Annotated in this window: 19 protein-coding genes and 4 tRNA genes; 11 read left to right on the top strand and 12 right to left on the bottom strand. The window is 55.0% G+C overall.

The window, feature by feature from the left end; all coding sequences use genetic code 11:
- Positions 1–11: 11 nt before the first annotated feature.
- The 6 genes from HNR65_RS12970 to lnt form a co-directional block, all read right to left on the bottom strand.
- Positions 12–1,415, bottom strand: a complete 1,404-nt coding sequence (locus tag HNR65_RS12970; RefSeq protein WP_181551937.1) for a mannose-1-phosphate guanylyltransferase/mannose-6-phosphate isomerase — start codon at positions 1,413–1,415, stop codon at positions 12–14.
- A gap of 70 nt (positions 1,416–1,485) precedes the next feature.
- Positions 1,486–1,929, bottom strand: a complete 444-nt coding sequence (locus HNR65_RS12965) for a PPC domain-containing DNA-binding protein (RefSeq protein WP_181551936.1) — start codon at positions 1,927–1,929, stop codon at positions 1,486–1,488.
- A 23-nt stretch (positions 1,930–1,952) separates the two neighbouring features.
- Entirely contained in the window at positions 1,953–3,548 is a 1,596-nt protein-coding gene (gene thiL / locus HNR65_RS12960; protein ID WP_181551935.1) for a thiamine-phosphate kinase, read from the bottom strand.
- 38 nt (positions 3,549–3,586) lie between these two features.
- Positions 3,587–4,138, bottom strand: coding sequence for an HDIG domain-containing metalloprotein (locus tag HNR65_RS12955; protein WP_181551934.1), 552 nt, complete (start codon positions 4,136–4,138; stop codon positions 3,587–3,589).
- A protein-coding gene (gene prfB, locus HNR65_RS12950; protein ID WP_435051291.1) for a peptide chain release factor 2 occupies positions 4,125–5,253 on the bottom strand; the annotation gives its coding sequence in 2 pieces (ribosomal slippage) (positions 4,125–5,183 and positions 5,185–5,253; 1,128 coding nt in all). Before prfB ends, HNR65_RS12955 begins: the two co-directional genes overlap by 14 nt.
- Positions 5,254–5,361: 108 nt before the next feature.
- Positions 5,362–6,945, bottom strand: a complete 1,584-nt coding sequence (lnt, locus tag HNR65_RS12945) for an apolipoprotein N-acyltransferase (RefSeq protein ID WP_181551933.1) — start codon at positions 6,943–6,945, stop codon at positions 5,362–5,364.
- Positions 6,946–7,261: 316 nt separating this feature from the next.
- Here lnt and HNR65_RS12940 point away from each other — a divergent pair, with 316 nt between their 5' ends.
- On the top strand, positions 7,262–8,224 hold the full coding sequence (locus HNR65_RS12940) for a UDP-glucuronic acid decarboxylase family protein (protein WP_181551932.1): 963 nt from the start codon (positions 7,262–7,264) through the stop codon (positions 8,222–8,224).
- 10 nt (positions 8,225–8,234) lie between these two features.
- On the opposite strand, the gene HNR65_RS12935 is transcribed toward HNR65_RS12940, so the two are convergent.
- A tRNA-Pro gene (locus HNR65_RS12935) sits at positions 8,235–8,311 on the bottom strand.
- A 72-nt stretch (positions 8,312–8,383) separates the two neighbouring features.
- Positions 8,384–9,142, bottom strand: coding sequence for an N-acetylmuramoyl-L-alanine amidase family protein (locus HNR65_RS12930; RefSeq protein WP_181551931.1), 759 nt, complete (start codon positions 9,140–9,142; stop codon positions 8,384–8,386).
- Positions 9,143–9,366: 224 nt separating this feature from the next.
- Here HNR65_RS12930 and HNR65_RS12925 point away from each other — a divergent pair.
- From HNR65_RS12925 to HNR65_RS12890, 8 genes are all read left to right on the top strand, one after another.
- A tRNA-Leu gene (locus HNR65_RS12925) sits at positions 9,367–9,453 on the top strand.
- Between the two features lie 72 nt (positions 9,454–9,525).
- Positions 9,526–10,845 (top strand): trigger factor, encoded by a 1,320-nt coding sequence (gene tig / locus HNR65_RS12920; RefSeq protein WP_181551930.1) that lies wholly within the window; start codon positions 9,526–9,528, stop codon positions 10,843–10,845.
- 271 nt (positions 10,846–11,116) lie between these two features.
- Positions 11,117–11,722: an ATP-dependent Clp endopeptidase proteolytic subunit ClpP gene (gene clpP / locus HNR65_RS12915; RefSeq protein WP_269750885.1), complete on the top strand. Its 606-nt coding sequence runs from the start codon at positions 11,117–11,119 to the stop codon at positions 11,720–11,722.
- A gap of 11 nt (positions 11,723–11,733) precedes the next feature.
- Positions 11,734–12,987: an ATP-dependent Clp protease ATP-binding subunit ClpX gene (clpX, locus tag HNR65_RS12910; protein WP_181551929.1), complete on the top strand. Its 1,254-nt coding sequence runs from the start codon at positions 11,734–11,736 to the stop codon at positions 12,985–12,987.
- A gap of 120 nt (positions 12,988–13,107) precedes the next feature.
- Complete coding sequence (lon, locus tag HNR65_RS12905) at positions 13,108–15,576, top strand: endopeptidase La (protein WP_181551928.1); 2,469 nt, start codon at positions 13,108–13,110, stop codon at positions 15,574–15,576.
- A 145-nt stretch (positions 15,577–15,721) separates the two neighbouring features.
- Positions 15,722–15,797, top strand: a tRNA-Val gene (locus HNR65_RS12900).
- Between the two features lie 32 nt (positions 15,798–15,829).
- Positions 15,830–15,907 (top strand) — tRNA-Asp (locus HNR65_RS12895).
- Between the two features lie 82 nt (positions 15,908–15,989).
- Positions 15,990–16,853 carry a hypothetical protein gene (locus tag HNR65_RS12890; protein WP_181551927.1) on the top strand — a complete coding sequence of 288 codons (864 nt, stop codon included), beginning with the start codon at positions 15,990–15,992 and terminating at the stop codon, positions 16,851–16,853.
- An 18-nt stretch (positions 16,854–16,871) separates the two neighbouring features.
- On the opposite strand, the gene HNR65_RS12885 is transcribed toward HNR65_RS12890, so the two are convergent.
- From HNR65_RS12885 to serS, 4 genes are read right to left on the bottom strand one after another with little or no spacing between them, the layout of a single operon-like run.
- A complete protein-coding gene (locus HNR65_RS12885) occupies positions 16,872–17,651 on the bottom strand; it encodes a tetratricopeptide repeat protein (RefSeq protein WP_181551926.1) in 780 nt (259 codons plus the stop codon).
- A 42-nt stretch (positions 17,652–17,693) separates the two neighbouring features.
- Positions 17,694–19,514 carry a LysM peptidoglycan-binding domain-containing protein gene (locus HNR65_RS12880; protein WP_181551925.1) on the bottom strand — a complete coding sequence of 607 codons (1,821 nt, stop codon included), beginning with the start codon at positions 19,512–19,514 and terminating at the stop codon, positions 17,694–17,696.
- A gap of 5 nt (positions 19,515–19,519) precedes the next feature.
- The gene (gene thrC / locus HNR65_RS12875; protein ID WP_181551924.1) at positions 19,520–21,022 is read right to left on the bottom strand and encodes a threonine synthase; all 1,503 of its coding nucleotides are present in this window, start codon (positions 21,020–21,022) and stop codon (positions 19,520–19,522) included.
- Positions 21,019–22,293 (bottom strand): serine--tRNA ligase, encoded by a 1,275-nt coding sequence (gene serS, locus HNR65_RS12870; protein WP_181551923.1) that lies wholly within the window; start codon positions 22,291–22,293, stop codon positions 21,019–21,021. Before serS ends, thrC begins: the two co-directional genes overlap by 4 nt.
- Before the next feature lie 159 nt (positions 22,294–22,452).
- Between serS and HNR65_RS12865 the strand changes: the two genes are divergently transcribed.
- Together HNR65_RS12865 and der are read left to right on the top strand one after the other, a co-directional pair.
- Positions 22,453–23,043 (top strand): 5-formyltetrahydrofolate cyclo-ligase, encoded by a 591-nt coding sequence (locus HNR65_RS12865; protein WP_181551922.1) that lies wholly within the window; start codon positions 22,453–22,455, stop codon positions 23,041–23,043.
- Positions 23,044–23,049: 6 nt separating this feature from the next.
- A complete protein-coding gene (gene der, locus HNR65_RS12860; RefSeq protein ID WP_181551921.1) occupies positions 23,050–24,408 on the top strand; it encodes a ribosome biogenesis GTPase Der in 1,359 nt (452 codons plus the stop codon).
- Positions 24,409–24,431: the final 23 nt, after the last annotated feature.

The raw sequence follows: 24,431 nt of genomic DNA, 5'->3' as shown, positions 1-24,431 counted from the left end.
TTTTCCACATATCATCCCAGCAGATGATCCGGTCCCGCAGCCGGGACGGAAGTTTCCAGGATTACCAGGGGCGCCTGGCCGCAGGCCTCCACACCCAGTCGCTGTTTCGGGCCGATATGTCCGCAAAAGCCTTGATCCATTTTCTCCCGGCCCTGGTCCCGGATCATCCAGCCGCTTCCCGAAATCACGCTCCAGCAACACGCGGCATCTGCAGGTGATATGATCTCAAAACTTTTTTCAGGGTCGATTTCAATGCGCCGGACCGCGCATTGCGCGTCAGTGTGGATTTCAATCACAACGCCCCAGGACAAAAACCGGGTGGGATGCAAAAAGGCTTGCCTGCGGTTGCGCGCCTTGAGACCGGACACAACCGACTTGACCTCCTGGCTCCGGGTGCGGTCGGCCACCAGCACGGCATCTGCAGTTTCCACAATCACCAAATCCCGGATCCCGGCTGCGGCCACCAGCCGAGATTGGGAAAATACAAGGCTGTTTTTTGTTTTCTCGACCCAAACATCGCCTGTGCAGACGTTTCCATTTTCATCCCGGGTGCCGCACTCCCACATGGCCGCCCAGGAGCCAAGATCGCTCCACCCGGCATCCAACGGGACCATCACACCTTTTGCGGTTTTTTCCATGACCGAATAATCAATGGAATCCGACCGGCACCGGCCAAAGGCGCCCGGGTCCAGAAAAAGGGCATCATTCTCGACCCGACCGTGTTTTATGGCAAGGCTGCAGGCATCAGCCATGTCCGGGGCAAAATGTTTGACTTCTTCCCAGATATCAGCGGCCTGAAACAGAAACATCCCTGAATTCCAGCAGTACTGCCCCGAATCCAGATACTGCTGCGCGGTTTCCAGATCCGGCTTTTCCACAAACCGGGAAATGGCAAAGGCTTCCGGTTTTCCGGCACCCGCGCCCCCGGTATCCACGGCCGGCCCTTTGCGGATATAGCCATAGCCGGTCTCAGGGCTTTGGGGGACCACGCCAAAGGTGGTCAGATACCCCTGCCGGGCAAAGGCGGCGGCTGTGCCCACTGCCTTATGGAAAGCGACAGCATCCCGGATCAGGTGGTCTGCGGGCAGCACCAGGATCTGCTCATCTTCGGACCGGGACATGGCTTTTAACGCCGCCACTGCAATCGCCGGTGCTGTGTTTCTCCCGACTGGCTCCAGGATGAGCTCAAAGCCGTGGACCCCGATTTGCCGAAGCTGGCGGGCAATGCCGTATCTATAGGTCTCATTGCAAAGCACCACCGGCGGCTCCAGGTCCGCAATCCCGTCAAGGCGCATCAGGGTTTGCTGGAGCATGGTACAGGCGCCTGTCATCGCAAGAAGCTGTTTTGGGTAAAGCTCCCGGGACATGGGCCACAACCGTGTGCCGGACCCGCCTGCCAGGATCACGGGAATCATAAACGCAGGCCTCCTTTTTCAGGATGGTTTCGCAAATAAGGTTGATTTCTTTGCTTTGTGATCATTTTGATCACGGACAAAGCAATTCAAAACCTGTTGCAGCATCCGGCAAACGCCGGGCATCTGTGCCGGCAATCTCGATGACCACGGCTTCCATAACCTGCCAGACCTTCACCCCTGTGCGCACGCACCCGGTCACGCAGCTTTGCCCCCGGCCGCAGGCCATGTGCAAATGCACCACGGGTTTGCCCGCTTGATCGGGAAAAATCGTACCCGTGCCAGCAGCCTCGTGCACCGCTTCAAGCAGATGGGTCATGGGGGTGATCTGCGCGGTCCGGCCGTTTTCAGGCCCCACCACCAGACGGCTGTCCTTGTCCGCCCCGCCCAGGATGATGATGGCTGCGGCTGTGATCCCGTTTTCCGAAGCAAAGGCTTCAATGGCCTCATGGACAATATCGCCGTCTTCGAGCCGAATCACAAACACCCGGCCAAGTGATGCCTCTGAATATTTCATGAATTGATCTCCATGGCGGTTTTTTAAGCTGTATGGCCGAAGCTCTCAATTGCCTCGGGCAGCCCCCTGACCGATTCGCCATTATAAGCCCGGCAGGTGCCCACGCAAAAGGCGCCGGGAAGCTTTCGGCCAATGGCGGCAAACACTTCCGGCGGGCAGGCAAACAACAGCTCATAATCCTCTCCGCCCTCGGCCATGACATCTGCGGGCGGCTTTTGGTATTTTTCGCAAAAAGAAGCAAACTCCGGGTCTGCCGGCGCCCGGCAAAGGTCCAGGACCGCGGTGATCCCCGAGGCTTGGGCCAGATGGCCCACATCTCCGGCCAGTCCGTCGCTGATATCCATGACACAGGCCACCCGGTGGTCTGCCAGCACCGCGGCTGCATCAAACCGGGCCATGGGGTATTTGAACGCCTCAACCAGGCCGGGAAAAGCAAAATCGCCCTGCATCAGGCACTCCAGCCCGGCTCTGGCCCGGCCCAGGGGGCCGGTGACATAAAGCCCAAAGCCGGGCCGGGCAGCCGAGCGTACGGGAAAAATACGGCCGTGGCCGGATCCCACAGCAAACATGTCAATGGCCAGATCTTGCCCGGAAGACACGTTGCCGCCGCCAAGCACCGCGCCACAGGCGGCAAGGGATTTACGGATGCCCTGATAAATTTCCGTGACATTTTCCCGGGAAACCGTAGCCGGCAGTGACAGGTTGACAAATAGCGCCAGGGGCCGGGCGTAGCAGGCGGCCAGATCGCTGAAGGCGGTTTCTGCGGCCTTGTATCCGATCTCAAAGAAGCTCTGCCAAAACCGGCGGAAATGAATGTTTTCGTGCTGGGTATCGGTGGTGATCACGGGTCTGGCGATATCGGCAAGCAGAGCCGCGTCATCACCTGCGCCCACCTGAAGCAGCCCTTGCGGGTCTCGGCCATCGCCCGGCTGTCCCAGAATCTGGTCGATCAGTAAAAACTCGTCCTGCCAGGGCGTCTGCAAAACCCGGGGCCGGGTGCCGCAGGCTGCGGCAAAGCGGGCAGCTGCAGCTGCGGGATCATCTGCCCGGGTTATGGCGCTGATCACCGCCACCCCGTCTGCCCCGCTTTCCATGCACGCTTCCACAGATTCCGGAAAAATGCCGCCAATGGCCACAACAGGAAGACCGGACCGGCGGACCACTTCGGAAAGGCCGTGTAAACCGATGGCCTCTCCGGCATCCGCCTTGGTCCCCGTGGCAAATACCGGCCCGGTTCCCAGATAATCGCACGGGGCTGTATCGGTCCGCGCAAGCTCTTCAAGGTTGGCAGCAGAAACGCCCACAACGGCTCCAGGGCCCAGAATCTGCCGGGCAAGGGCCGGATCGGCGTCCTGCTGGCCCAGATGCACCCCGTCAGCACCCAGGGCCCGGGCCAGGATCATGTCGTCATTAACGATAAATCTCACCCCATGGATGGCACACATTTGGGCAATGGCTTGGGCTTCATTGAAATCCGGGTCGGAAAAAGCCTTGTTGCGGTACTGGACAACCGTGGCCCCGGCTGCTATGGCAATTTTCGCCTGCTCCAGGGGCCCGGATCCTGAGGTGCCGTCATCGGTAATAAAGTAAAACCGCAGATCGATTCTCGTATTTTTCAAAGCACTCCCACGAATTTGACAAAACACGGCTGCCGCTTCTACACGCGGGCGCCGAAAATTTGCTGCCAGTGCTTAAAACGCCCGGTTTTCTCAGGCCCCCAGGGCTCCAGGGAGGCGGCCACTGCAGCCGGGTCCTTTCGGGTACCGTCAGGCGGGGGCATCTTGGAGAAAAACAGATCCGCAAAACAGATGATCTGCTCTTCCAGGGTTTCAGGCAGCATGTCGCGCACCGGCAGGGCAAGCTGCTGTCGGGCAATATCTTCTGCGGAAAGCCCCACGCCCACGTGGCGTTCACATACCCGGGCATGGGCCGGCAGACCGTGGCTTTCCAGTATCTGCGCGCCCAGCCACCCGTGGCAGACATAGGAATATGCACCGAAACATCCGATTTCCGGGGCATTGACCCGGCAGATGCCGATATCGTGCAGCATGGCCGCCTCTTGGATAAACCCTGTATCCGGTGCCAGGTGCGCCACCCGTTGGGCCACGGTCAGGGCGGCTTTGGCCACGGCCGTACTGTGGGCGGTCAGCACCCGGTAAGCCAGGGTCCCGGGCCGGTAATAGACGCCGATGAGATCAAGCGGGTTCATTGACCGCAGAGGCGTTTTGCTGCACGCCGGACAAAAGCACGGCCTCGATAAACGGGTCAATCCAGCCGTCTAGCACCGCGTTGACATTGCCCACATCCATGTTGATCCTGTGATCCTTGACCATCTGATAAGGATGGAGCACATAGGAGCGGATCTGATTGCCCCAGGCGATCTCTCCCTTGCCCTCATGGATGGCCTGCATCTTGCGCTCCTGCTTTTCCTGCTCCAGTTGGTAAAGTCTGGCCCGCAGCACCCGCATGGCCAGTTCCCGGTTTCGAAGCTGGGATTTTTCCTGCTGGCACTGCACCACAATGCCTGTTGGCTGATGGGTGATGCGCACGGCGCTGCTGGTCTTGTTTACGTGCTGGCCGCCTGCGCCGCTGGCCCGGAACGTATCCACCCGAAGATCGTTTTCATCAATATCCACCACGATCTCGTCATCGATTTCCGGGTAGACAAACACCGATGCAAAGGAGGTGTGCCGCTTGCCGCTGGCGTTAAAAGGCGATATCCGCACCAGCCGGTGCACGCCGGTTTCCACCTTGAGATAGCCAAAGGCGTTTTCCCCTTTGGCGGTAAAGGTCACGCTCTTGATGCCGGCTTCGTCTCCGGGCTGCAAATCCATGATATCAATGGCATAGCCCTTTTCCTCGCACCACCGGGTGTACATGCGAAACAGCATCTCGGCCCAGTCCTGGGCCTCGGTGCCGCCGGCGCCGGCATTAATGGATACGATGGCATTGCGGCTGTCATCTGTGCCGCTTAGCATCATGTCCACGGAAAACCGGCGAATCTGTTGTTCCAGTTTCTCAGCCTGACGGCGCACCTCTGCCAGAGATGATGGGTCCTCTTCTTCTTCGGCCAGTTCCAGAAGCACGCCGCAGTCTTCGATCTCCTTGTACAGGTTTTGCCATCTTTCCATGCGCTGGCTTAAACGGGAACGCTCCTGAAGGATCTTTCTGGCATTGTCCGGATCATTCCAGAAGTCCTCGGCGGCCAGAAGGCTTTCGATTTCCGCCAGGCGCCGCTGCGTTTCCGGTATGTCAAAGATACCCCTTTAACTGATCGATTTTTTCATACAATTCATTTACCGTGGATTTAAGCTCCTCAGACATGGCTGTTTCCTCCTTGATTTTGCGGCAAAAGATACAAAACCCCGCTGCGGGGCGATTTTTCATCCCTCATGGTTGACGCGCTCGTAAAAAATCGATTTATAGACTTTATCAGGAAGCCCGGCGGGTTCTCAAGCCTTTTCTCAGGCCGGCCAGGAGGAAAACCAGGGCTGCGGCCGAACAAAAGCCCGGCAGCAAATGGGGGTAGCGGGTATAAAATCCCACTTTGCCTTCGGCCGGCGCCACGTCCCGGGTCAGACTCGTGGTTTGAAAAACCGCAGAAGACGCCCGGATACGGCCGGCCGGATCAATAAAGCCGCTGATGCCGGTGTTGGCCGCCCGCACCACCGGCCTGCGGTTTTCCACGGCCCGGAACACGGCCATGGAAAAATGTTGAAACGGCGCGGAAGTGTTGCCGAACCAGGCATCATTGGTGATATTGACCAAAATATCGGCCCCGGCACGGACCATGGCCGCCGAAAGATGGGGAAAGATGATTTCATAGCAGATCTGCACGCCCATATCCGCATTTCCGGCCGAAAGCAGCCGCCCGGGCCGGCCTGAAGAAAAATCGCCGGTTTCGGGCACGATTTTGCCCACAAACGGCAGCCATTTTTTCAGGGGCACATATTCGCCAAACGGCACCAGGTGAACCTTGTCATACCGGCCCTTCACCCGTCCCCGGTGATCAATGAGATAGGCGCTGTTAAACAAATCCAGCCCGCCGCTGTCCTCCCGGCGCTCATAGGCGGGCGCGCCGGCCAGCAAAGGCTTTTTCATCCGCTCTGCCATGTCCAGAACCCGCCGGGTGCGCTTGGCATCATTGAAAAAGTAAAACGGCACCGCGGTTTCAGGCCAGACAACCAGATCAGGCTGTTTTTCGGCAGCGCTGAGCGAAAGCCGGATATATTTGTCTAAAATCGCCTCCACATAGGCGTCATCCCATTTCAGAGACTGCTCGATGTTTGCCTGGATCACGGATACGCGCAGCTGACTGGAAGGCTTGCCTGCTGCATCCTGTTCTGAGAGCCGAAACATCCCGTATCCGCCATTGGCAAAAAAAAGGCCTGCTGTAATGAGCAGACCGGCAACAGCTGCACCCTGGCCAACCAGGCGATTTTGCCAGCGGCCATGGAATAAATGCATGAAAAAAAGAAAAAGCCCCGCGCTCACCGCGCAGACAAAAAAAGACACGCCGTAGACACCAAACAAATCCGCGGACTGGATCAGAACCGGATACCGATACTGGCTGTAGCCCGCAAGCCCCCATGGAAAACCGGTAAACAAAAAGGTTTTGGCATATTCCAGAGCCACCCAGCACACCGGGACCCAGACCACCAGAAAAACCGGCCGCACAGGCACAAGCGTAACAGCCCAGGCAAACACCCCCGTGTACAGGGCCAGGTAAAACGCCAGTAACAGAAGGGCAAAAAAGCTCAGCCAGACGGACATGGGTCCGTAGCGATGCATGGTGGGCACCAGCCAGTACAAAAGCAGCAGATAATGCACAAATCCGGCAAGCAATCCAAAAAGAAAAGCCGTGCGCCCGCTGACCCGGCAAATGCCGACCAGCAAAAGTCCCGGGGCAAACCAGGCGGCAAAGCCGGCACCGGTTTTGTCAAATGCGCAGGCCAGCACCACACCTGCGGCAATGCAGAAAAACAGGGAAACGCTTTTTTCCGGGCTCAGTTTCATGACAGGCGCTGATCCAAATTTCACTTTCCAACCGGGTTTTGTTTAAAATAATGAATGGCGCTTACAAAATTTTCGGCAAATTGTTTGTCTGCCGTCATAGCACAACAAGGGCGAAGCAGCAAGGCGCAGGGGCCCGGGCGGAAAAAAGCCACTGGCCGAAGCCATTGATAAGCGCGGCAATTTTGTTTGAAATTCTCTTAGGGATTTGTTAAAGGAAAAGACAATGCCCTCAGGGCATTTTAGCACACGAAAACAGCGCATGGACGGCCGGTAAACACCGGCCCTGTGGTATTCACTCCGCACCGGAATTTTTTTCATGTCCATTACCCGATTCAGCAAAAAGCGGATCCTGGTGACCGGCGGTGCCGGTTTTATCGGGTCTCATCTGTGCGAACGTCTCCTGGACAAGGGCCATGAGGTCATCTGCGCGGACAATTTCTACACCAGCCGAAAGGCCAACATCGCCCATCTGATCCACAACCCCTATTTTGAACTGATGCGCCATGACATCACCTTCCCGCTTTACGTGGAAGTCGATGAAATCTACAACCTGGCTGCACCCGCCTCTCCGATCCACTATCAGCTGGACCCGGTACAGACGGTGAAAACCATTGTGCACGGCGCCATTAACGTACTGGGCCTGGCCAAGCGCCTGAAGGCCAGAATCCTGCAGGCATCCACCAGCGAGGTTTACGGCGATCCCCATGTGCATCCCCAAACAGAGGACTACTGGGGCAACACCAACCCCATCGGACCGAGATCCTGTTACGATGAAGGCAAACGATGCGCGGAAACTCTGTTTTTCGATTATTTCCGCCAGCATCAGGTGGATATCAAGGTGGTGCGGATCTTTAACACTTATGGTCCGCGGATGCACCCGGACGACGGCCGGGTGGTGAGCAATTTTGTGCTCCAGGCCCTTTTTGGAAAAGACATCACCATCTACGGCGACGGCAGCCAGACCCGGTCTTTCTGCTATGTGGATGACATGGTCGAAGGGCTCATGGCCATGATGGACACCCCGGCCGGAACCACCGGACCGGTGAACCTGGGCAACCCTCAGGAAACCCCGATCCTTGCCCTGGCAGAAAAAATTGTGGAAATGACCAAAACAAAGGCCGGCATTGTGTTTGCGCCCCTGCCGGAAAACGATCCTGCCCGCCGCCGGCCCGACACCACAAAAGCCCGGCAGCTTTTAAACTGGCAGGCCGCAACAGATTTGGACACCGGGCTTTCGCGCACTATTCAATACTTCTCCGAACTGGCAGGGCAGGAATAACAGGATTGATTGGTCGGGGCGGCAGGATTTGAACCTGCGACTTCCTGCTCCCAAAGCAGGCGCGCTGCCAGGCTGCGCTACGCCCCGAAAAATTATTGGCGCCGTTTTACCACCCTTTTGCCCGGCATGCAAGGCAAAGAAAACAACATGGTGTGGTTTTCAGGAACTGTCCCGTAAAAATTTCATTGTTCCCTCAGCCAGCGCCCGGGCCAGGGACTCCAGATAGGCTTGGTTTTCCAGTTTTTCGGCCATTGTCGGATGCGTTATATACCCGGTTTCATAGATCACCGCCGGCATGTCCAGGCCGTGGAGAAGGGCCATGGGAGCCTGCATCACATCAGCACCATCGGGCATTTCAAGTTGATCGACCTGCGCCCGCAGGCTTTCGGCCAGCAAAGCAGATGCCCGGACATGCCTGCGCTGAATTCTGTCCCATTTACGGGCAATCGTGCTGTCATGATCCGCGGCTGCCGGCCCCTGATCCCCCCCGGGCGGCAGATCGTAATAAATGCAGTGTTTGTTGGCCGCTGAGTTTCGGCTTGCCCCGGTGTGCAGGCTGATGAGCGCATCCCCCTGATGCCTGTTGGCCAGAGAGGCCCGCTGATCAACAGAAATCCCGTAATCATCTGTTCGGGTCATAATCACCTGCGCCCCCCTGCCATCCAGGGCCGCTTCAAGCTTTTTGGCCAGCGCCAGGCACACCCGCTTTTCCAGTTGGCCACCCGGGCCCTGCCCTCCTTTATCGTTGCCCCCATGGCCGGGATCCACGATCACCACCGGCATATCCGCGGACCAAACCGGTGAGGCCCGGAAGTTTCCGCAGACAAGCAGCGCGATAACCAGCAGAAAAACCATGCCGGTCAGAAAGCCGTGGCGCTGAAAACAGCAAGATTTATTGATTTTTGAATCTTTCTGCACCTTAATTTTCCTTGACACTATGGGCAATTAATATTATTTTAACATGATACACATTTTAATTATGCTATAATTTCGGATAGTTGGTACTTGCCCGGACCCTGTGCGGCTTTCCTCGGCTCCGATGTCGGGATATTTATGCCCGCTTCCGGCATGCTATGGATGTCAATGACAGACCGCCAATTCTGTTTACCGAAACCAACGCTGAAAATAAAGAAAAAATGTTTGCGAGAGTGGCGGAACTGGTAGACGCACTGGACTTAGGATCCAGCTCTTGAAAAAGAGTGGGAGTTCGAGTCTCCCCTCTCGCACCAATCCGATAACTTTCTTCCCGCAGGAAAAGCGGGAACAGAATCTCAGACCCAATATGGCTGGAAAGGACCATCATGCAGGTAAAAGTAGAAGACGTAAGCAGTGTCAAAAAGAAAATCCACGTGGAGCTGCCCCGGCAGCAGGTCACCAACAAACTCGATGAAGCCTATAAGCAGCTCAAGAAAACCGCAAAGCTCAAAGGCTATCGTCCCGGCAAAGCCCCGCGTTCCGTGCTGGAGCGGCACTTTAAAAAAGATGTGCATGCAGACGTGGCCTCTTCACTGGTCCAGGAATCATTTCCCGAGGCCATAAAAGAGACCGACCTGACGGTGCTGGAAACCTCGGATGTGGATGCTCCGGATCTTGACCCGGAAAGCGACTACAAATATGCGGCCACAGTGGAGCTCAAGCCCGAACTGCCAGAGGTGGAATACAAGGGCCTGAACCTGAAAAAAACGGTTTACCGGGTGGATGAATCCGAAATCGATTCCCAGATCGAGCGTCTTCGCCAGCATCTGGCCAGGTATGAACCCGTGGAGGAAAAGCGCCCTGTGGTCAGGGATGATTATGTTGTCATTGATCACCAGGGATTCAAAGACGGCCAGCCCGCAGACGACGCTCCCCTGACAACCGATGACACCATCAAGCTGGGCGCATCGGGTTTTCCCGAAGATTTCGACAAGGCCATCGAGGGCATGCAGCCCGGCGAGGAAAAGGAAATTACGGTACAATTTCCCGAAGATTACCAAAAACCCGAGCTGGCCGGGCAGGAAATCACATACCATGTGACTTTAAAGGAATTGCGCCAGGAAATCCTGCCGCCCGTGGACGACGAATTGGCCAAAAACTTTGGCGAATATGAAACTCTTGCCGATCTCCGCGCCGAAATCCGAAGCCATTTGGAACAGGGCTACCAGAAGCGGACAGACCAGGAACTGCAGGAACAGATGTTCAATCAACTGCTCACCGAAGAATTTGAAATTCCCGAAGTTCTGGTGCGCTCTGAAATGGATGAAATCATCCGGGATGCAGAAATGAAATTTTCCCAGAACGGGCTTTCCATGGAGCAGCTTGGCCTGACCCGTGAGCACATGGAAGCCCAGTACCGGGGAGTGGCTGAACAGCAGGTACGGCGGCATCTTCTGCTTAACAAAATCATAGAGCAGGAAAATCTGGAGGTCACCGATGACCAACTGGAGCCGGAATATGAAAAAATCGCCGAGTCCACCGGACAGCCCGCAGACATGATCAAGTCCTATTACAAGCAGCATCCCGAGCGCCTTGACGGTTTTAAGCATGCATTACTTGAAAAACAGGTCATCGATCTTATTATTAATCATGCAAACATCGAAGAAGTGGAAGCGGAAGCCGAAACCGCGGATGAAAGCAAGTAAGACAGGGAGGTGAAAAATCCCTGTGCCCGCAGGCTGCATGGGTTTATCATCACATGCAGCCCTGAAATGGGATTGCAAGATGAAATCTTGATGGCACCGTAAAAAGTCTGATTTCAGATGGTGCCGTAAACAGTTTAAGATCAGGGCTTGCGCAATTCCGTAGAATGCAGCGTACTTAGCCGTACGTGAAATTCTGAGAAATTGCGCGTAACGCAGATATTGGACTTTACGGCGCCATCAAATCTTAACCTGTTAACAAGGAGGCATTACCTTGGCGTTAATCCCCATGGTCGTCGAACAAACCAGCAAGGGCGAACGGGCCTATGACATATATTCCCGGCTGCTAAAAGACCGGATCGTGTTTCTGGGCACCCAGATCAACGATGAAATCGCCAATCTGCTCATTGCCCAGCTGCTTTTTCTCGAATCCGAAGATCCGGACAAGGATATCAATTTCTATATCAATTCCCCGGGTGGATCCGTGACCTCCGGTCTGGCGGTGTATGACACCATGCAGTATATCAAGCCTGATATTGCAACAGTCTGCATCGGGCAGGCCTCTTCTATGGGCGCGGTACTGCTGGCGGCCGGTGCTGCTGGTAAAAGATATTCCCTGCCCAACTCGCGCATCCTGATCCACCAGCCCCTTGGCGGTGTTCAGGGGCAGGCCGCGGATATCAAGATCCAGGCAGAGGAAATACTGCGTCTTAAACAAAGACTCAATGAAATCATTTCATTTCATACAAAGCAGGATTTTTCAAAGATTGAAAAAGACACGGACCGGGATTTTTTCATGAGCGGTCTGGAAGCGTCCGAATACGGGATCGTGGACCACGTGATCAACAACCGTGACGATCTCGATAAAATCAGTGATTAAGGAGGCATTACATGTCATCATATAAGGGCGGAGAAGGAAACGACAACCTCTTCTGCTCATTTTGCGGTAAAAACCAGCAGGAGGTCAAAAAACTGATTGCCGGACCTGCGGTCTATATCTGCGATGAGTGCATCCAGCTGTGCAGCGAGATTATTGAAGAGGAAAACATCAAGGACATTGATATTTCCGACAGAATACTCACGCCCGCTGACATTAAAAACCAGCTCGATGAATACGTGATCCAGCAGGATCATGCCAAAAAGGTGCTGTCTGTTGCGGTCCACAACCACTACAAGCGGCTGGACTCGAAACTGGCCACCGATGAGGTGGAACTGCACAAAAGCAACATCATGCTCATCGGGCCAACCGGCTGCGGCAAAACGCTTCTGGCCCAGACACTGGCGCGGTTTTTGAATGTGCCGTTTACCATTGCTGATGCCACCAGCCTCACAGAGGCGGGCTATGTGGGCGAGGATGTGGAAAACATCATCCTGGCGCTGTTGCAGAATGCCGACTACGACGTGGAAAAAGCCCAGCGCGGTATTGTCTACATCGATGAAATTGACAAAATCGCCATGATGTCCGACAACCCCTCGATTACCCGGGACGTGTCCGGCGAGGGCGTGCAGCAGGCTTTGCTGAAAATCATCGAAGGCACCCAGGCAAGTGTTCCGCCAAAAGGGGGGCGCAAGCATCCCCAGCAGGATTTTGTCAAGGTGGATACCAGCAACATTCTGTTTATTTGCGGCGGCACATTCACGGGCCTGGACAAGATCATCGAGCGCCGCACGGGCTCTCACATGATGGGCTTTGGCGCCAATATTGTCAGCCAGCAGGACCGTTCCACCAGTGACCTGCTGCAGATGGTGGAAACCGAGGACCTGATCAAGTTCGGCCTGATCCCGGAATTCATGGGCCGGCTGCCCATTGTGGCGACCTTGCAGGATCTCGACGAGCAGGCCCTGATCAAGATTTTGACGGAACCCAAAAATGCGCTTATAAAACAGTTCCAGAAGCTGTTTGAAATCGAGGGCGTCAATTTGCGCTTTACTGACAGCGCCCTTGGCGCCATTGCCAATCAAAGCATGAAGCGAAATTCCGGGGCACGGGGGTTGCGGGCCATTATCGAGTCCACAATGCTTGATATTATGTACAAGCTGCCCTCAATTCCCGGTGTAAAAGAATGTGTGGTGGGCGAAGAAGTTGTGCTCAACAGGGAGGAGCCGATACTGCTCTATGAGCAGGAATCCAAGAAACAGGCATAAACGTCCCTGCCTGAACACATCTTCTTTTCTCCTTTCTTCGCGTTTTCGATCCCAATGTGCAAAACCGCCGACAACCGGCGGTTTTGCACCAAACCCATGAAAGTGTCATCAGATAAACTTATGATCAATATACCCAAGATATTCAAAACCAGCGATCACCAGGAAGGCCGGGCGGTACTGCCGCTTCTGCCCCTTCGCGATATTGTGGTGTTTCCCCATATGGTCTCACCGTTGTTTGTGGGCCGGACAAAATCCATTAATGCGTTGTCTGAAGCCATGAACGACGAGGAAAAATACATTTTCCTGGCCACCCAGACCAATCCGGGAGAGGATCACCCCAAGCAAAAAGACATCAACCGGATCGGGACCGTGGCCAAGGTGCTTCAGATGCTGCGCCTGCCCGACGGAACGGTCAAAACCGTGGTGGAGGGCAAGCATCGGGCGAGAATCACTGATTTTGAGGCCAGCGAGAGTTTCTTTAAAGTCCACCTGGAGCTTCTCGAAGAGCCCGACCTTGAGGAAGGCGAAAGAGAGGCATACCTGCGCAACGTGGTGGATGCCTTCAAGGCATACACCCAGCAAAACAAAAACATATCCAAGGAAACCGTTGAGACCATCTCCAATCTCACCGATCCGGTGGAGCTGCTCTACACTGCGGCGGCCCAGTTTTCCTTCAAGGCCCGGGACAACCAGCAACTGCTTGAAACCCAGTCGCTGACCGAACGGCTCACCTATCTCATCGAGCTGATCAATCAGGAGACCGTAATCCTCCAGACCGATCAGCGGATCAAGAACCGGATCAAAAAGCAGATGGAGCAGAGCCAGAAAAACTACTATCTCAATGAACAGATCCGGGCCATTAAAAAGGAGATGGGCGAAGACGAATCCGAAGACAACGAGTTAAAGGAACTCGAAGAGCGGATTGAAAACAAAGAGCTGCCTGAAGAAGCAGAGGAAAAAGTCCGCCACGAGTTTAACAAACTCAAGCGCATGACGCCCATGTCGGCCGAGGCAACGGTCACACGCAATTACATCGACTGGATTTTGAGCCTGCCGTGGTTTGAAAAAAGCGAAATTTCAGAAGACATCGACGAAGCCGAAAAAATTCTCGACGAGGACCATTACGGGCTGGAACGGCCCAAGGAACGGATCCTGGAATACCTTGCGGTCCAGGCCCTGGTGAAAAAAATCCGGGGCCCGATCCTCTGTCTGGTGGGCCCGCCCGGGGTGGGCAAGACCTCCCTGGCCAAATCGGTCTCCCGGGCCACAGGCCGGGAATTTGTCCGTCTTTCCCTTGGCGGCGTACGCGACGAGGCGGAAATCCGGGGCCACAGGCGCACCTATATCGGCGCCATGCCCGGAAAGATCATCCAGAGCTTGCGCAAGGCCGGTGCCAACAATCCGGTGTTCTGCCTGGATGAAGTGGACAAAATGAGCATGGATTTCCGGGGAGATCCTTCCGCGGCCCTGCTCGAGGTGCTGGATCCGGAGCAGAATTACGGATTCAACGATCATTACCTGGATATGGACTATGACCTGTCTGATATTCTGTTTATTACAACGGCCAACACCCTGCCCGATATTCCGGTGCCTCTGCAGGACCGTATGGAAATCATCCGCCTGCCGGGCTACACTGAGTATGAAAAGTACAATATCACTGAATTGTTTCTGGTGCCCAAGCAGATCCGTCTAAACGGCTTGGACGTGGAGAAAGTCAAATTTTCCAAAAATGCCGTTTACACCATTATCCGCAATTATACCCGGGAGGCCGGGGTGCGCAATCTGGAACGCGAAATCGCCTCTATCTGCAGGAAAATCGCCCGCAAGGTAGCCAAAACCGGAGCGGATAAGGTCATCCATGTCAATTCCAGGTCTGTGGAAAAATACCTGGGCCCGGTCCAGTACCGGCGCGGTCAGTTAGAAGAAAAAGACCTGGTGGGCATTGTCACCGGTCTTGCCTGGACCCAGTTCGGCGGGGAACTGCTTTACGTGGAAAGCGCCATTATGCCTGGCAAGGGCGATTTCAATGTCACCGGCAAACTCGGGGATGTGATGAAGGAATCGGCCCGGGCGGCCATCAGTTACGTGCGGTCCCGCTCCGGCCAGTTCAACATTGACCCGAAATTCTATGAAAAATTTGATATTCACATCCATGTGCCCGAAGGCGCCACGCCAAAAGACGGACCGTCGGCGGGAATTGCCATGTGCACATCCATTATTTCCACTCTCACCCGTCTGCCCGTGCGCCGGGATCTGGCCATGACCGGCGAGATCACCCTGCGGGGCCGGGTGCTGCCGGTGGGCGGCCTGAAGGAAAAAATCCTTGCAGCCCACCGGGCGGGAATCCACAACGTGATCATTCCCGCAGACAATGAAAAGGATTTAAAAGAAATTCCGGCCACCATTATGCGCCAGATCCAAATCGTACCGGTGCAGCACATGGACGAGGTCATTGGCCGGGCCATTGTGGTGGAAGAAGGCAGCTATCTGTACCGCCGGGATGACGGCGAGGCGGAAATTCCCGACTTTCCGCCCCGGGATCCCGGAAAATCTTCCGACAATGACAGACCGGCCATTGCCGATATTTAAAAACGCAAAACATGATTGCTTTTTGGCTTGACAGCCTCTTTGATAGTTGGTAGAAAGCAGATTCTGTTTGACGGTAATCTTTTTTGATGACCGGCCGCAGACAGGGGATCTCCGAACCGGAGCCCCGACAGGAACTGGACAAGGGGGGCGGGTAGCTCAGTTGGGAGAGCGACGGCCTTACAAGCCGTAGGTCACAGGTTCGAGCCCTGTTCCGCCTACCATTTCCTGGAAAAAGAATGAATTGCTGTTATTCGGGGGCGTAGCTCAGTTTGGTTAGAGCGCCGGCCTGTCACGCCGGAGGTCGCGAGTTCGAGTCTCGTCGCTCCCGCCACAAACCAGATCAAGGGGTGCTGTTATCAGCACCCCTTTTTTTGTTTCCCTTACATCGCCTATTTGCGCAAAACGGGGCTTATATGCAGGACATTACCGAAAAACTGGCCCAAGCGGTTTTACAGCAACTGGAAGCCGAAATTGTTTTAAGCCGGCAGGTGGTGCATTACCTGGAGTCCATGACCGGGGTATCCTCCGCCCGGGATCTGGAACCGAAACTTGAATATGGGGATGACGCTGAGGTGTGCAGCCTGCTGGAGCTGATTTTTTACCCGGACCAGGAAGGTCAGTGCGCCATAGAGCCTTTGCTTGAGAAGATGGAACCGACAGAAGATGATATAAGCAGGCTGCAGCAGATCCTTTGTGAAAACAACATCCACACCCGCCTGATATTTCCGGACAACACCATGACAAAAGCCATGCCCGTGCCCCGGGACAGCCTGATCTCCTACATCCGGCGCCTGAAGCTGAACCGGCACATGGACGACCAGGTAGTCTCTGCCATGGACCAGCATATTGCCCACCGCCGTGATGTCCTGCTGGCCCGTGTGATGCTGAGAAACAGCCGGATCGCATTTTTACCGCCGGTGGTATCATTTTTGTGCCATTTTTTCAGCATCATGCCCGAAAAGGCGCAGGACTGGAAGGCATCCCTGGAATTGGTCATCCCCCTGCTCGAATCAGCAGCACCTGACACGGATATTTATACCCGGCTCATGGATCAGAAGCGGCATTATGCGGAAATGATCAGAAGGGCGGAAAACGCATCTGAACAATTAAAACAGGTTCCAGTGGAGGCTTTGATCATGCGGGGCACAAACATTGCCACCATAGGCGAGCACGAAGCCCGCACCCGGATGGCACTCATTGATGAAACAGCCATTTATGTATTCGGCCAAACCGAATTTGATGAATTTCCAGGCCCGCCGCTTATTCTGAACTTTTAACCACTGCCATGCCCCTTTTTACCACATGTTTCTGACATCTTCCGCCTTCTGCCGCGCCTGGTCGGCCAGAGCGGAGCCATCGGCTATGGCTGCGGCTTTCTTGTAGGCGTCTATGGCCTTGTGGTATTCATGCTGCCGGGTATAGGCCCTGCCCAGATCCATGCAGATCATAGCCGACTTTGGCGCGTTTTCTTTTGCCCGCTCCAGATACCGCACAGCCTTGTTTATATCACCGGTGGCCATATACACCTGCCCCAGGCCGTGTAACGCCTTGGGAAAGTCATACTCCAGCTCCAGGGCTTCATTGTAATATTTTTCGGCCTTTTCGTATTCACCGGTCTGGTAATAAATGTAGCCAAGATTGGTCAAGGGGTAAAAAGGGGTGGTATACAGCAAATCATCTGCCACCTGCTCGAAGCATTCGGCAGCCTTGTCCCACTGCTCAAGGGCGATGTAGGCAGCACCGAGATTATTGCGGGCCGGAGAATATTCGGGCCGCAGTTCCAGGGCCCGCTCCAGATGCGAGACAGCCTTTTCCGGATTCTCTTTTGCCAGATAGGTCAGTCCCAATGCATTGTGAACATACGGATCATTTGGGTTTAGGTGTTCGGCTTTCAACAGCTCCCGCAATGCCCGGGTATAATTGCCGTCTGCCATATAGGCCTCCCCAAGGTTACGGGCTGCATCCGCCTGCTGCTTCTTGGCCGTGGAAGCTCCGGTATGGGCACAGGCGCAAAGCATGATACTGATACAAACGATCCCGAACACCTTCACAAACGCCATTTTTTTTCTTTCCATAGCCCGTCTTTCCTTTGCTCTTGTCTTGGCAGTGGTGCGTGGTCAGCGTATCCGGATAACGGAAATATTTTGCTGATCAAAATATGTAAGAAACTCCCGGGCAACCGGGACATGTGAGAGCAGTACCTGTTTTTCCCCGCCCTTCTCCCGGCTGCTTACCAAAAACCCGGGCACCTGCAGGGAAATATTGTGAATACGGGGACGATTGGCCATCCAGAAAATGGGATCATCCATGATTTCCAGATTCAATACATCCCCGAGCTGCTCCAGAATCGCATCCGGTTCATTGCCCGGCTGTATCTGCAGTACCTGAAAACCGGTTTTCTCAATGGCGTCAACGGCATCTCCCTGCAGATCTCCGTAATCAATCAGCATTTCTGCATTTTGCCCAAGTGACAGCAGGTTGGCCGCAGCCCGGACCTGAAAGCCGGCATAGGGAAAACAGACCTCAACGTTTTCATGATAAGTGTAGCCGAGCTTTTCCACCAAAAGGCGCACCAGCCGGTCCGGACGCCGGGTCTGCACGGCCGGTGATTCCGGACGGCGGGCATTGGACGGCTCAGTATCATGGAGAATCCAGCCGGACTTTTCCGGGGTTTCCACCCAATCCCGCACCGTGACAGCCCGGGATTCCAGATAGGCGCATACAGGCTCAGGGGTTTTCATCTCCGGATCAGAAAAAATATTTAAATAAATCGTGTCCTGGCCTTTCGACGGCTGGTAAATGAACTGGCCCCGCAATACCGTGCTCAGGCCTTTGTCTTCAATTTCCATCCGGTGTTGATAACCATCCGGGTCCAGCTTTGGGATGAGCTTTTCCAACAGCCAGGTCAACGCCGGCTGCCTGGGGACAAACAATACCTCCAGGTTCCGCCAGTAGACCTGGAGCACGGCCTGATCACCGGGGCTGATCCACTGGCGCCGGGTCAGCAGAAACTTTCTGCCGTCGGAGAGTTCAAGCACCGGTGTTTTCGAAAGATCCAGGGACAAGTCCCTTTCCCCGGATCTGGGAAAAAAATACCGTCCCTTGTTAAAAATGCGGGCATCTAAAATTTCCGCCGCCTTGGCCAGTACGGACAAGTCCGCAAACCACTGAACAGAAACCGAAGGCCTGCCTGTTTTGGCATTGTTTTGGCTTTCTTCAATGATATCGGCAGGGATATTGGCGGCCCGCCCGGGCACGACGGCATTGTCTTTGTCAGAAGGCGCCGGTGCAGCCGAAGGCCGGGCCTGATCCATCACATCGGAATACCACGGCTTTTCTTTGATTTCCGGATCCGGAAGGCGAATCCGGGCACCGGCCCGCACGTTGTCCGGATCCCTGATTTCGGGATTCATCATCTTAAACAGGCGCATGCCCCGATTGTAACCGTCTGAGCCATACCGACCGAACCGCTCGGATATGAGCCGGGAAATCCAGTCTCCGTATTGAACGGTATAGGGATCGGCAAATTGTTTGAGATTTTCAGACAGGCCAGTGATAGGAATGACCGGGATGGTCACCTGACCGGTTTCCTGGCCTGTCAGGGTCCCGGGCTCAAGGATGCGCAGCGGAATCAGAATCTGCTGATCCGGGTATATCAGGTCCATATCCCGGACCCGGGGATTGATCCGCTTGAAAATATCCAGAAATTTCGGAAAATCCTTGTGCGCAATATCCCCCCGCTGCTCCAGAAGCCGGATGACAAAATCATCTTTCTGCACCACGTACGGATCACACAGGATATCCTTGTCCCTGTCCCGTTCCACCATGTAATGCTTCTGGTAAAACACCGCAAGGCTCCTGCCAGGGGCGAAAAACAAAATCACCCCGCAGAGGAGTACCGGCAGTATGCACAAGGCAAACAAACGATGCGGTTTCATCCGGATCACACCTTTTTCAAATCAAGGCGCATGGCAATATCTTCAGCAGTTCTTTGAACAAAATGGGCCAAATCGTCTCCGGACAAGGGGCGGCCGGGCCGGGGAACTTTGTCCAGATCTTCAGGGCAGACCAACTCCGGGGCATTGACCAGTTCGTCCCTGGGGATAATCCCGTATTCCGGGGGAAAGTTGTTGTCAAAATACATCTGCTGGAAATCGGCAAATTTCAGTGCGTGTGCGGTTGAATCCAGTATTGCGGTCTCGTCCGCGGCAATTTTGCCGCTCTTTTTGGCCGCCACCAGACCCGCCAGACATTCCCCACCGTGGGTGCAGACCACGTGGCCGTTCCGGTTGGCCCGCAGCTGCCAATCCATGATCTGCTGTTCGGTTACCTCCTCCACAAAAACCTTCTGCTGTCCGGCCCGCCTGTTGTATTCGGCCACCAGCCGGATGACCCGGGGCATGGACACGGGGTTTCCGATCATGGCGGCCTGGGCCACACTCGGCTTGACCTGCACGGGTTCAAAACAGCGCTTTTCCGGATCCGGCTCCAGATAATACTTGTAAACCGGGTTGGCATGCTCGGACTGCACCCCCACAATCCGCGGCAGATCCTCTATGATGCCCAGATCATGGAACTTGAGAAAGCCGCTCATGATGGCCGTAATGTTACCGGCATTGCCCACCGGCGCCACAACGGCCTTGCCGGCCATGTCATATTCAAATCCCTGGGCGATCTCGTAAGAATAGGATTCCTGGCCCAGGATACGCCAGGCATTTTTGGAGTTGAGCAGGGCCACGTTGTAATGCTCTGACAAGTGCTCCACGATTTTCATGCAGTCATCAAAGACCCCGGGCACTTCAAAGACCATTGCCCCGCTTCCCAGGGGCTGGGAAAGCTGCTGGGGGGTGACGCGCTTGTGGGGCAGCAAAACCGCGGACTTGACATCCGGATGCAGAAACGAGGCATAAAGCGCTGCGGCCGCAGACGTGTCTCCCGTTGAGGCGCACACCGCCAGCACGTCAGAAACATATCCCTGCTGGAGCAGATAGCGGATATAGCTAAGGGCACTGGCCATCCCCCGGTCCTTGAAAGAAGCACTCGGGTTCTGGCCGTCGTTTTTAAAATAAAACCGGATTCCGGCTTTTTTCTGGAGCCGGGCGTTTGCTTCGACAACCGGGGTATGGCCTTCGCCGAGGAAGACTGCGGCATCCAGGGGCAGAACCGGGCCGATTAACTCATGATACCGGTAAATACCGTTTAAGGCGGGGATATTGAGCATCCTGCGGTAATCAAAAATCCGCCGCCACATGGGCCCGGAAATCTTTTTTAACCGCTCAAAATCGGTATCATAGAGCAAAAGCACATGCCCGCACGCCGGGCAGGTATACAGCAGATGCCGGATGCCGAACTCCTTTTGGCAGTTCAGACATCGATATATCAAATCGCCGCCTGGCCCGGGAATCAGGTACGGCTGAATGTCTTTGGGAAACTGATCGACTCTCACAGGGTAATTTTTTCCTTGCCGCCCATATACGGCCGCAGGGCCTCGGGGATCACCACGCTGCCATCGGCCTGTTGATAATTTTCCAGCAATGCAGCCAGTGTGCGGCCCACCGCCAGTCCGGAACCGTTTAGGGTGTGCACCAGCTCCGTGCCCTTGCGCCCCTTGCGCTTAAACCGGATACCCGCCCGGCGGGCCTGAAACGATTCAAAGTTGCTGCAGGAGGAAATTTCCCTGTATTTCTGCTGGGCCGGCATCCACACCTCAATATCATAGGTTTTGGCGGATGCAAATCCCATGTCCCCGGTGCACAGCAGCACCACCCGGTAGGCTAGCTCCAGGGCCTTTAAAACGGATTCAGCGTCTGAAAGCAGCTTTTCCAGCTCATCATAGGAATTTTCCGGGGCAGCGAATTTGACCAGCTCCACTTTATTAAATTGATGCTGCCGGATCAAGCCCCGGGTGTCTTTTCCGTAAGAACCGGCCTCGGCCCGGAAACACGGGGTAAAGGCTGTGTAATAAACGGGCAGATGGGTTTCGTCAAGGATTTCGTCCTGATGGATATTGGTGACAGGCACCTCGGCTGTGGGGATCAGAAAATAATCCCGGCCCTCGAGCTTAAACAAATCCTCTTCAAACTTGGGCAGCTGACCGGTGCAGGTCATGGAATGGCGGTTGACAATAAACGGCGGCAACACCTCTTTGTAGCCGTGCTCCAGGGTGTGCAGGCTAAGCATAAATGATATCAGGGCCCGCTCCAGCAAGGCCGCATCACCCATGTAGAGCGGAAACCGGGCTCCGGCAATCTTGGCGGCCCGTTCAAAATCCAGGATGCCCAGGTTTTCACCCACGGTCCAGTGGGGCAAAGGTTCGAAATCAAACTCCGGGGGGCGGCCCACGTGCCGGACCACGGCGTTGTCATCTTCATCCCGGCCTTCGGGAACACTTTCATGGGGCATGTTGGGAATCCGGATCATAATCTCGTTGATCCGGGATTCGTATTCGCCCAGGGACTGCTCCAGGGTCTTGACCCGCGTGCTGACCTCTTTCATCTGCGCAATCTGCTCATCTGCGCTTTGCCCCTGCTTTTTCATGGCCGCGATCTCATCGGAAACCACATTTCTGCGATGGCGCAGTTCCTCGAGTTCAGCCAGGATCCGGCGGCGTTTTTCATCAGCGCCGGCAAAAGTTTCCAGATCTGCAGTATCACCCCTTTTGGAAAGGGCATTGCGGACATCCTCCAAATTTTGCCGCACATACTTGATTTCCAGCATAAGATCCCTATATTAAATATTTTAAATAATTCTTGGAGATTTCTAATGATGGCAAACTTTAATTAAGTACCATGCCCCTGCCAATTCGTCAATGATTATTGCAAATTGCACGTTTTTACGCTATGGTGTTTCAGCGCTTACCAGACTTGGAGAATGGTTATGGAAGATGTCAAAGACAAAAAACTGGCCCTTCGCAGAGAAACCCGGGAGCGAATCACTTCGTTAAACAGCCGGGAACTGGCGCAAAAACAGGCCCGGATCGAAGAGCAACTGCTGGAGTTTGCCAATTTCCAGGAATCTGAAATAGTGCTGTTTTATCTGAGCCGGGGCGTGGAGATTGACCTGTCGCGCATCATTGAGGCATGCCCCCGGCTTGGCAAGGAAGTGGTGCTGCCGCTGTTTGACCAGAAAAAACAGACCGGCTGCCGGCTGTTGAAGATCACCGGAATGGAAACAGAGATCAAAGCCGCATCCGGACATGACTTTGAACCTGATCCTGACCAGTGTAAGCCGGTTTCCTTTGACAATATTGATATTGCCCTGATTCCGGGCGTTGCCTTTGATGAAAAAGGCGGGCGCCTGGGTGACGGCTCAGGACGGTACGACCGGCTGATGCCCCTTTTGCCCAACACCGCCCGAAAAGTCGGACTTGCCCTTGAAAACCAGGTCTATGGAGTGCTGCCCATGGAATCCCATGACAAAGCTGTTGATATTATCATTACTGAAAATCGTATCATCTATAAAATATAGACTTTCATGAAACCTGTTGTCGCCATTGTAGGCCCTCCCAACGCGGGCAAATCCACGCTGTTCAACCGGCTGACCAAAACACGCAGCGCGCTTGTGGACGATTTTCCCGGCGTGACCCGGGATCGTCACTATGCTGCTGCATCCTGGAACGATGTGGATTTTGACATTGTGGATACCGGGGGCTTTTTTGCCCTGGACAAGGACGCTTTTGCCCAAAAAACCCATGACCAGATCCGCCAGGCCATCGCAGACGCCGACGCTGTAATCCTCCTGTTTGACGGCGCAAGCGGCATTTCCGCCTTTGACCGGGACCTGGTGGACCTGGTGCGCGGATTTTCGATGCCTGTATTTTTCGCGGTCAACAAAATCGATCATCCCGGCCGGGAAGAGCATCTCTACGAATTTTATGCACTGGGCGCAGAACCCCTGTATGCCCTCTCCTCTGCCCACGGCCACGGGATTGCCGGCCTGCTCGACGACGTGGCGGCCGCACTGCCGGAAACCAAAACAGAAACGGAAAGCGATCCGGTCCGCATGGCGGTTGTCGGGCGGCCAAACGTGGGGAAATCATCGCTGATCAACCGGATCATGGGAGAAGACCGGGTCATTGTCAGCGAGCAGGCCGGCACCACCCGGGATTCCATTGATACCCTGTGCCGGGTCAACGACCGGCCCTACCTGCTCATTGACACCGCCGGGGTCCGCAGAAAATCCAGGGTCAAACAAAAAATTGAAAAATATGCCATCATCAAGGCCATGGAAAGCCTGGACCGCTGCGACATCGCCCTGATCATGCTCGATGCGGCCGCCGGGATCACCGAACAGGATGTGCGCATTGCCGGATACGCCTTTGAAAAGGGAAAGGCCTGCATTTTTCTGCTCAACAAGTGGGACCTGGTGGAAAAATCCGACCGGGTTTTCAAACAGATCAAGGAAGATATCCGCTATCAGGCCAAGTATTTGAGCTTTGCCCCGATTCTAACCATATCCGCCTTAACCGGCCGGCGGGTGCCCAAGGTTTTTGAATTCGCCGATGCCGTATACGCGCAATACACTCACCGAATCGGCACCGGCCCGTTAAACCGGATCATCGAGGCGGCCACCACCCGCACCGAGCCTTCCATGCACCATGGCCGCCGCCTGAAATTCTATTACGCCGCCCAGACCGGCACCCGGCCGCCTACCTTTGTCTGTTTTGTGAATTACCCGGAAGGCGTGCATTTTTCCTACCAGCGCTACCTGATCAACCAGATCCGGGAAGCGGCCGGCCTTGACATGGTGCCCATCCGGCTGTGGCTGCGAAAACGCGGCGAGCAGCGGCCGCGCAAGGCCCCGAAAAAGAAAAAATCCGTCAGGACAAGATAAACAACCAAAAATCCGGGCGTATG

The organism is Desulfosalsimonas propionicica (genome assembly GCF_013761005.1).
Taxonomy (GTDB): Bacteria; Desulfobacterota; Desulfobacteria; order Desulfobacterales; family Desulfosalsimonadaceae; genus Desulfosalsimonas; species Desulfosalsimonas propionicica.
The sequence above is the reverse complement of the archived record's forward strand: the minus strand, read 5'-3'. Positions and strand labels throughout refer to the sequence as shown.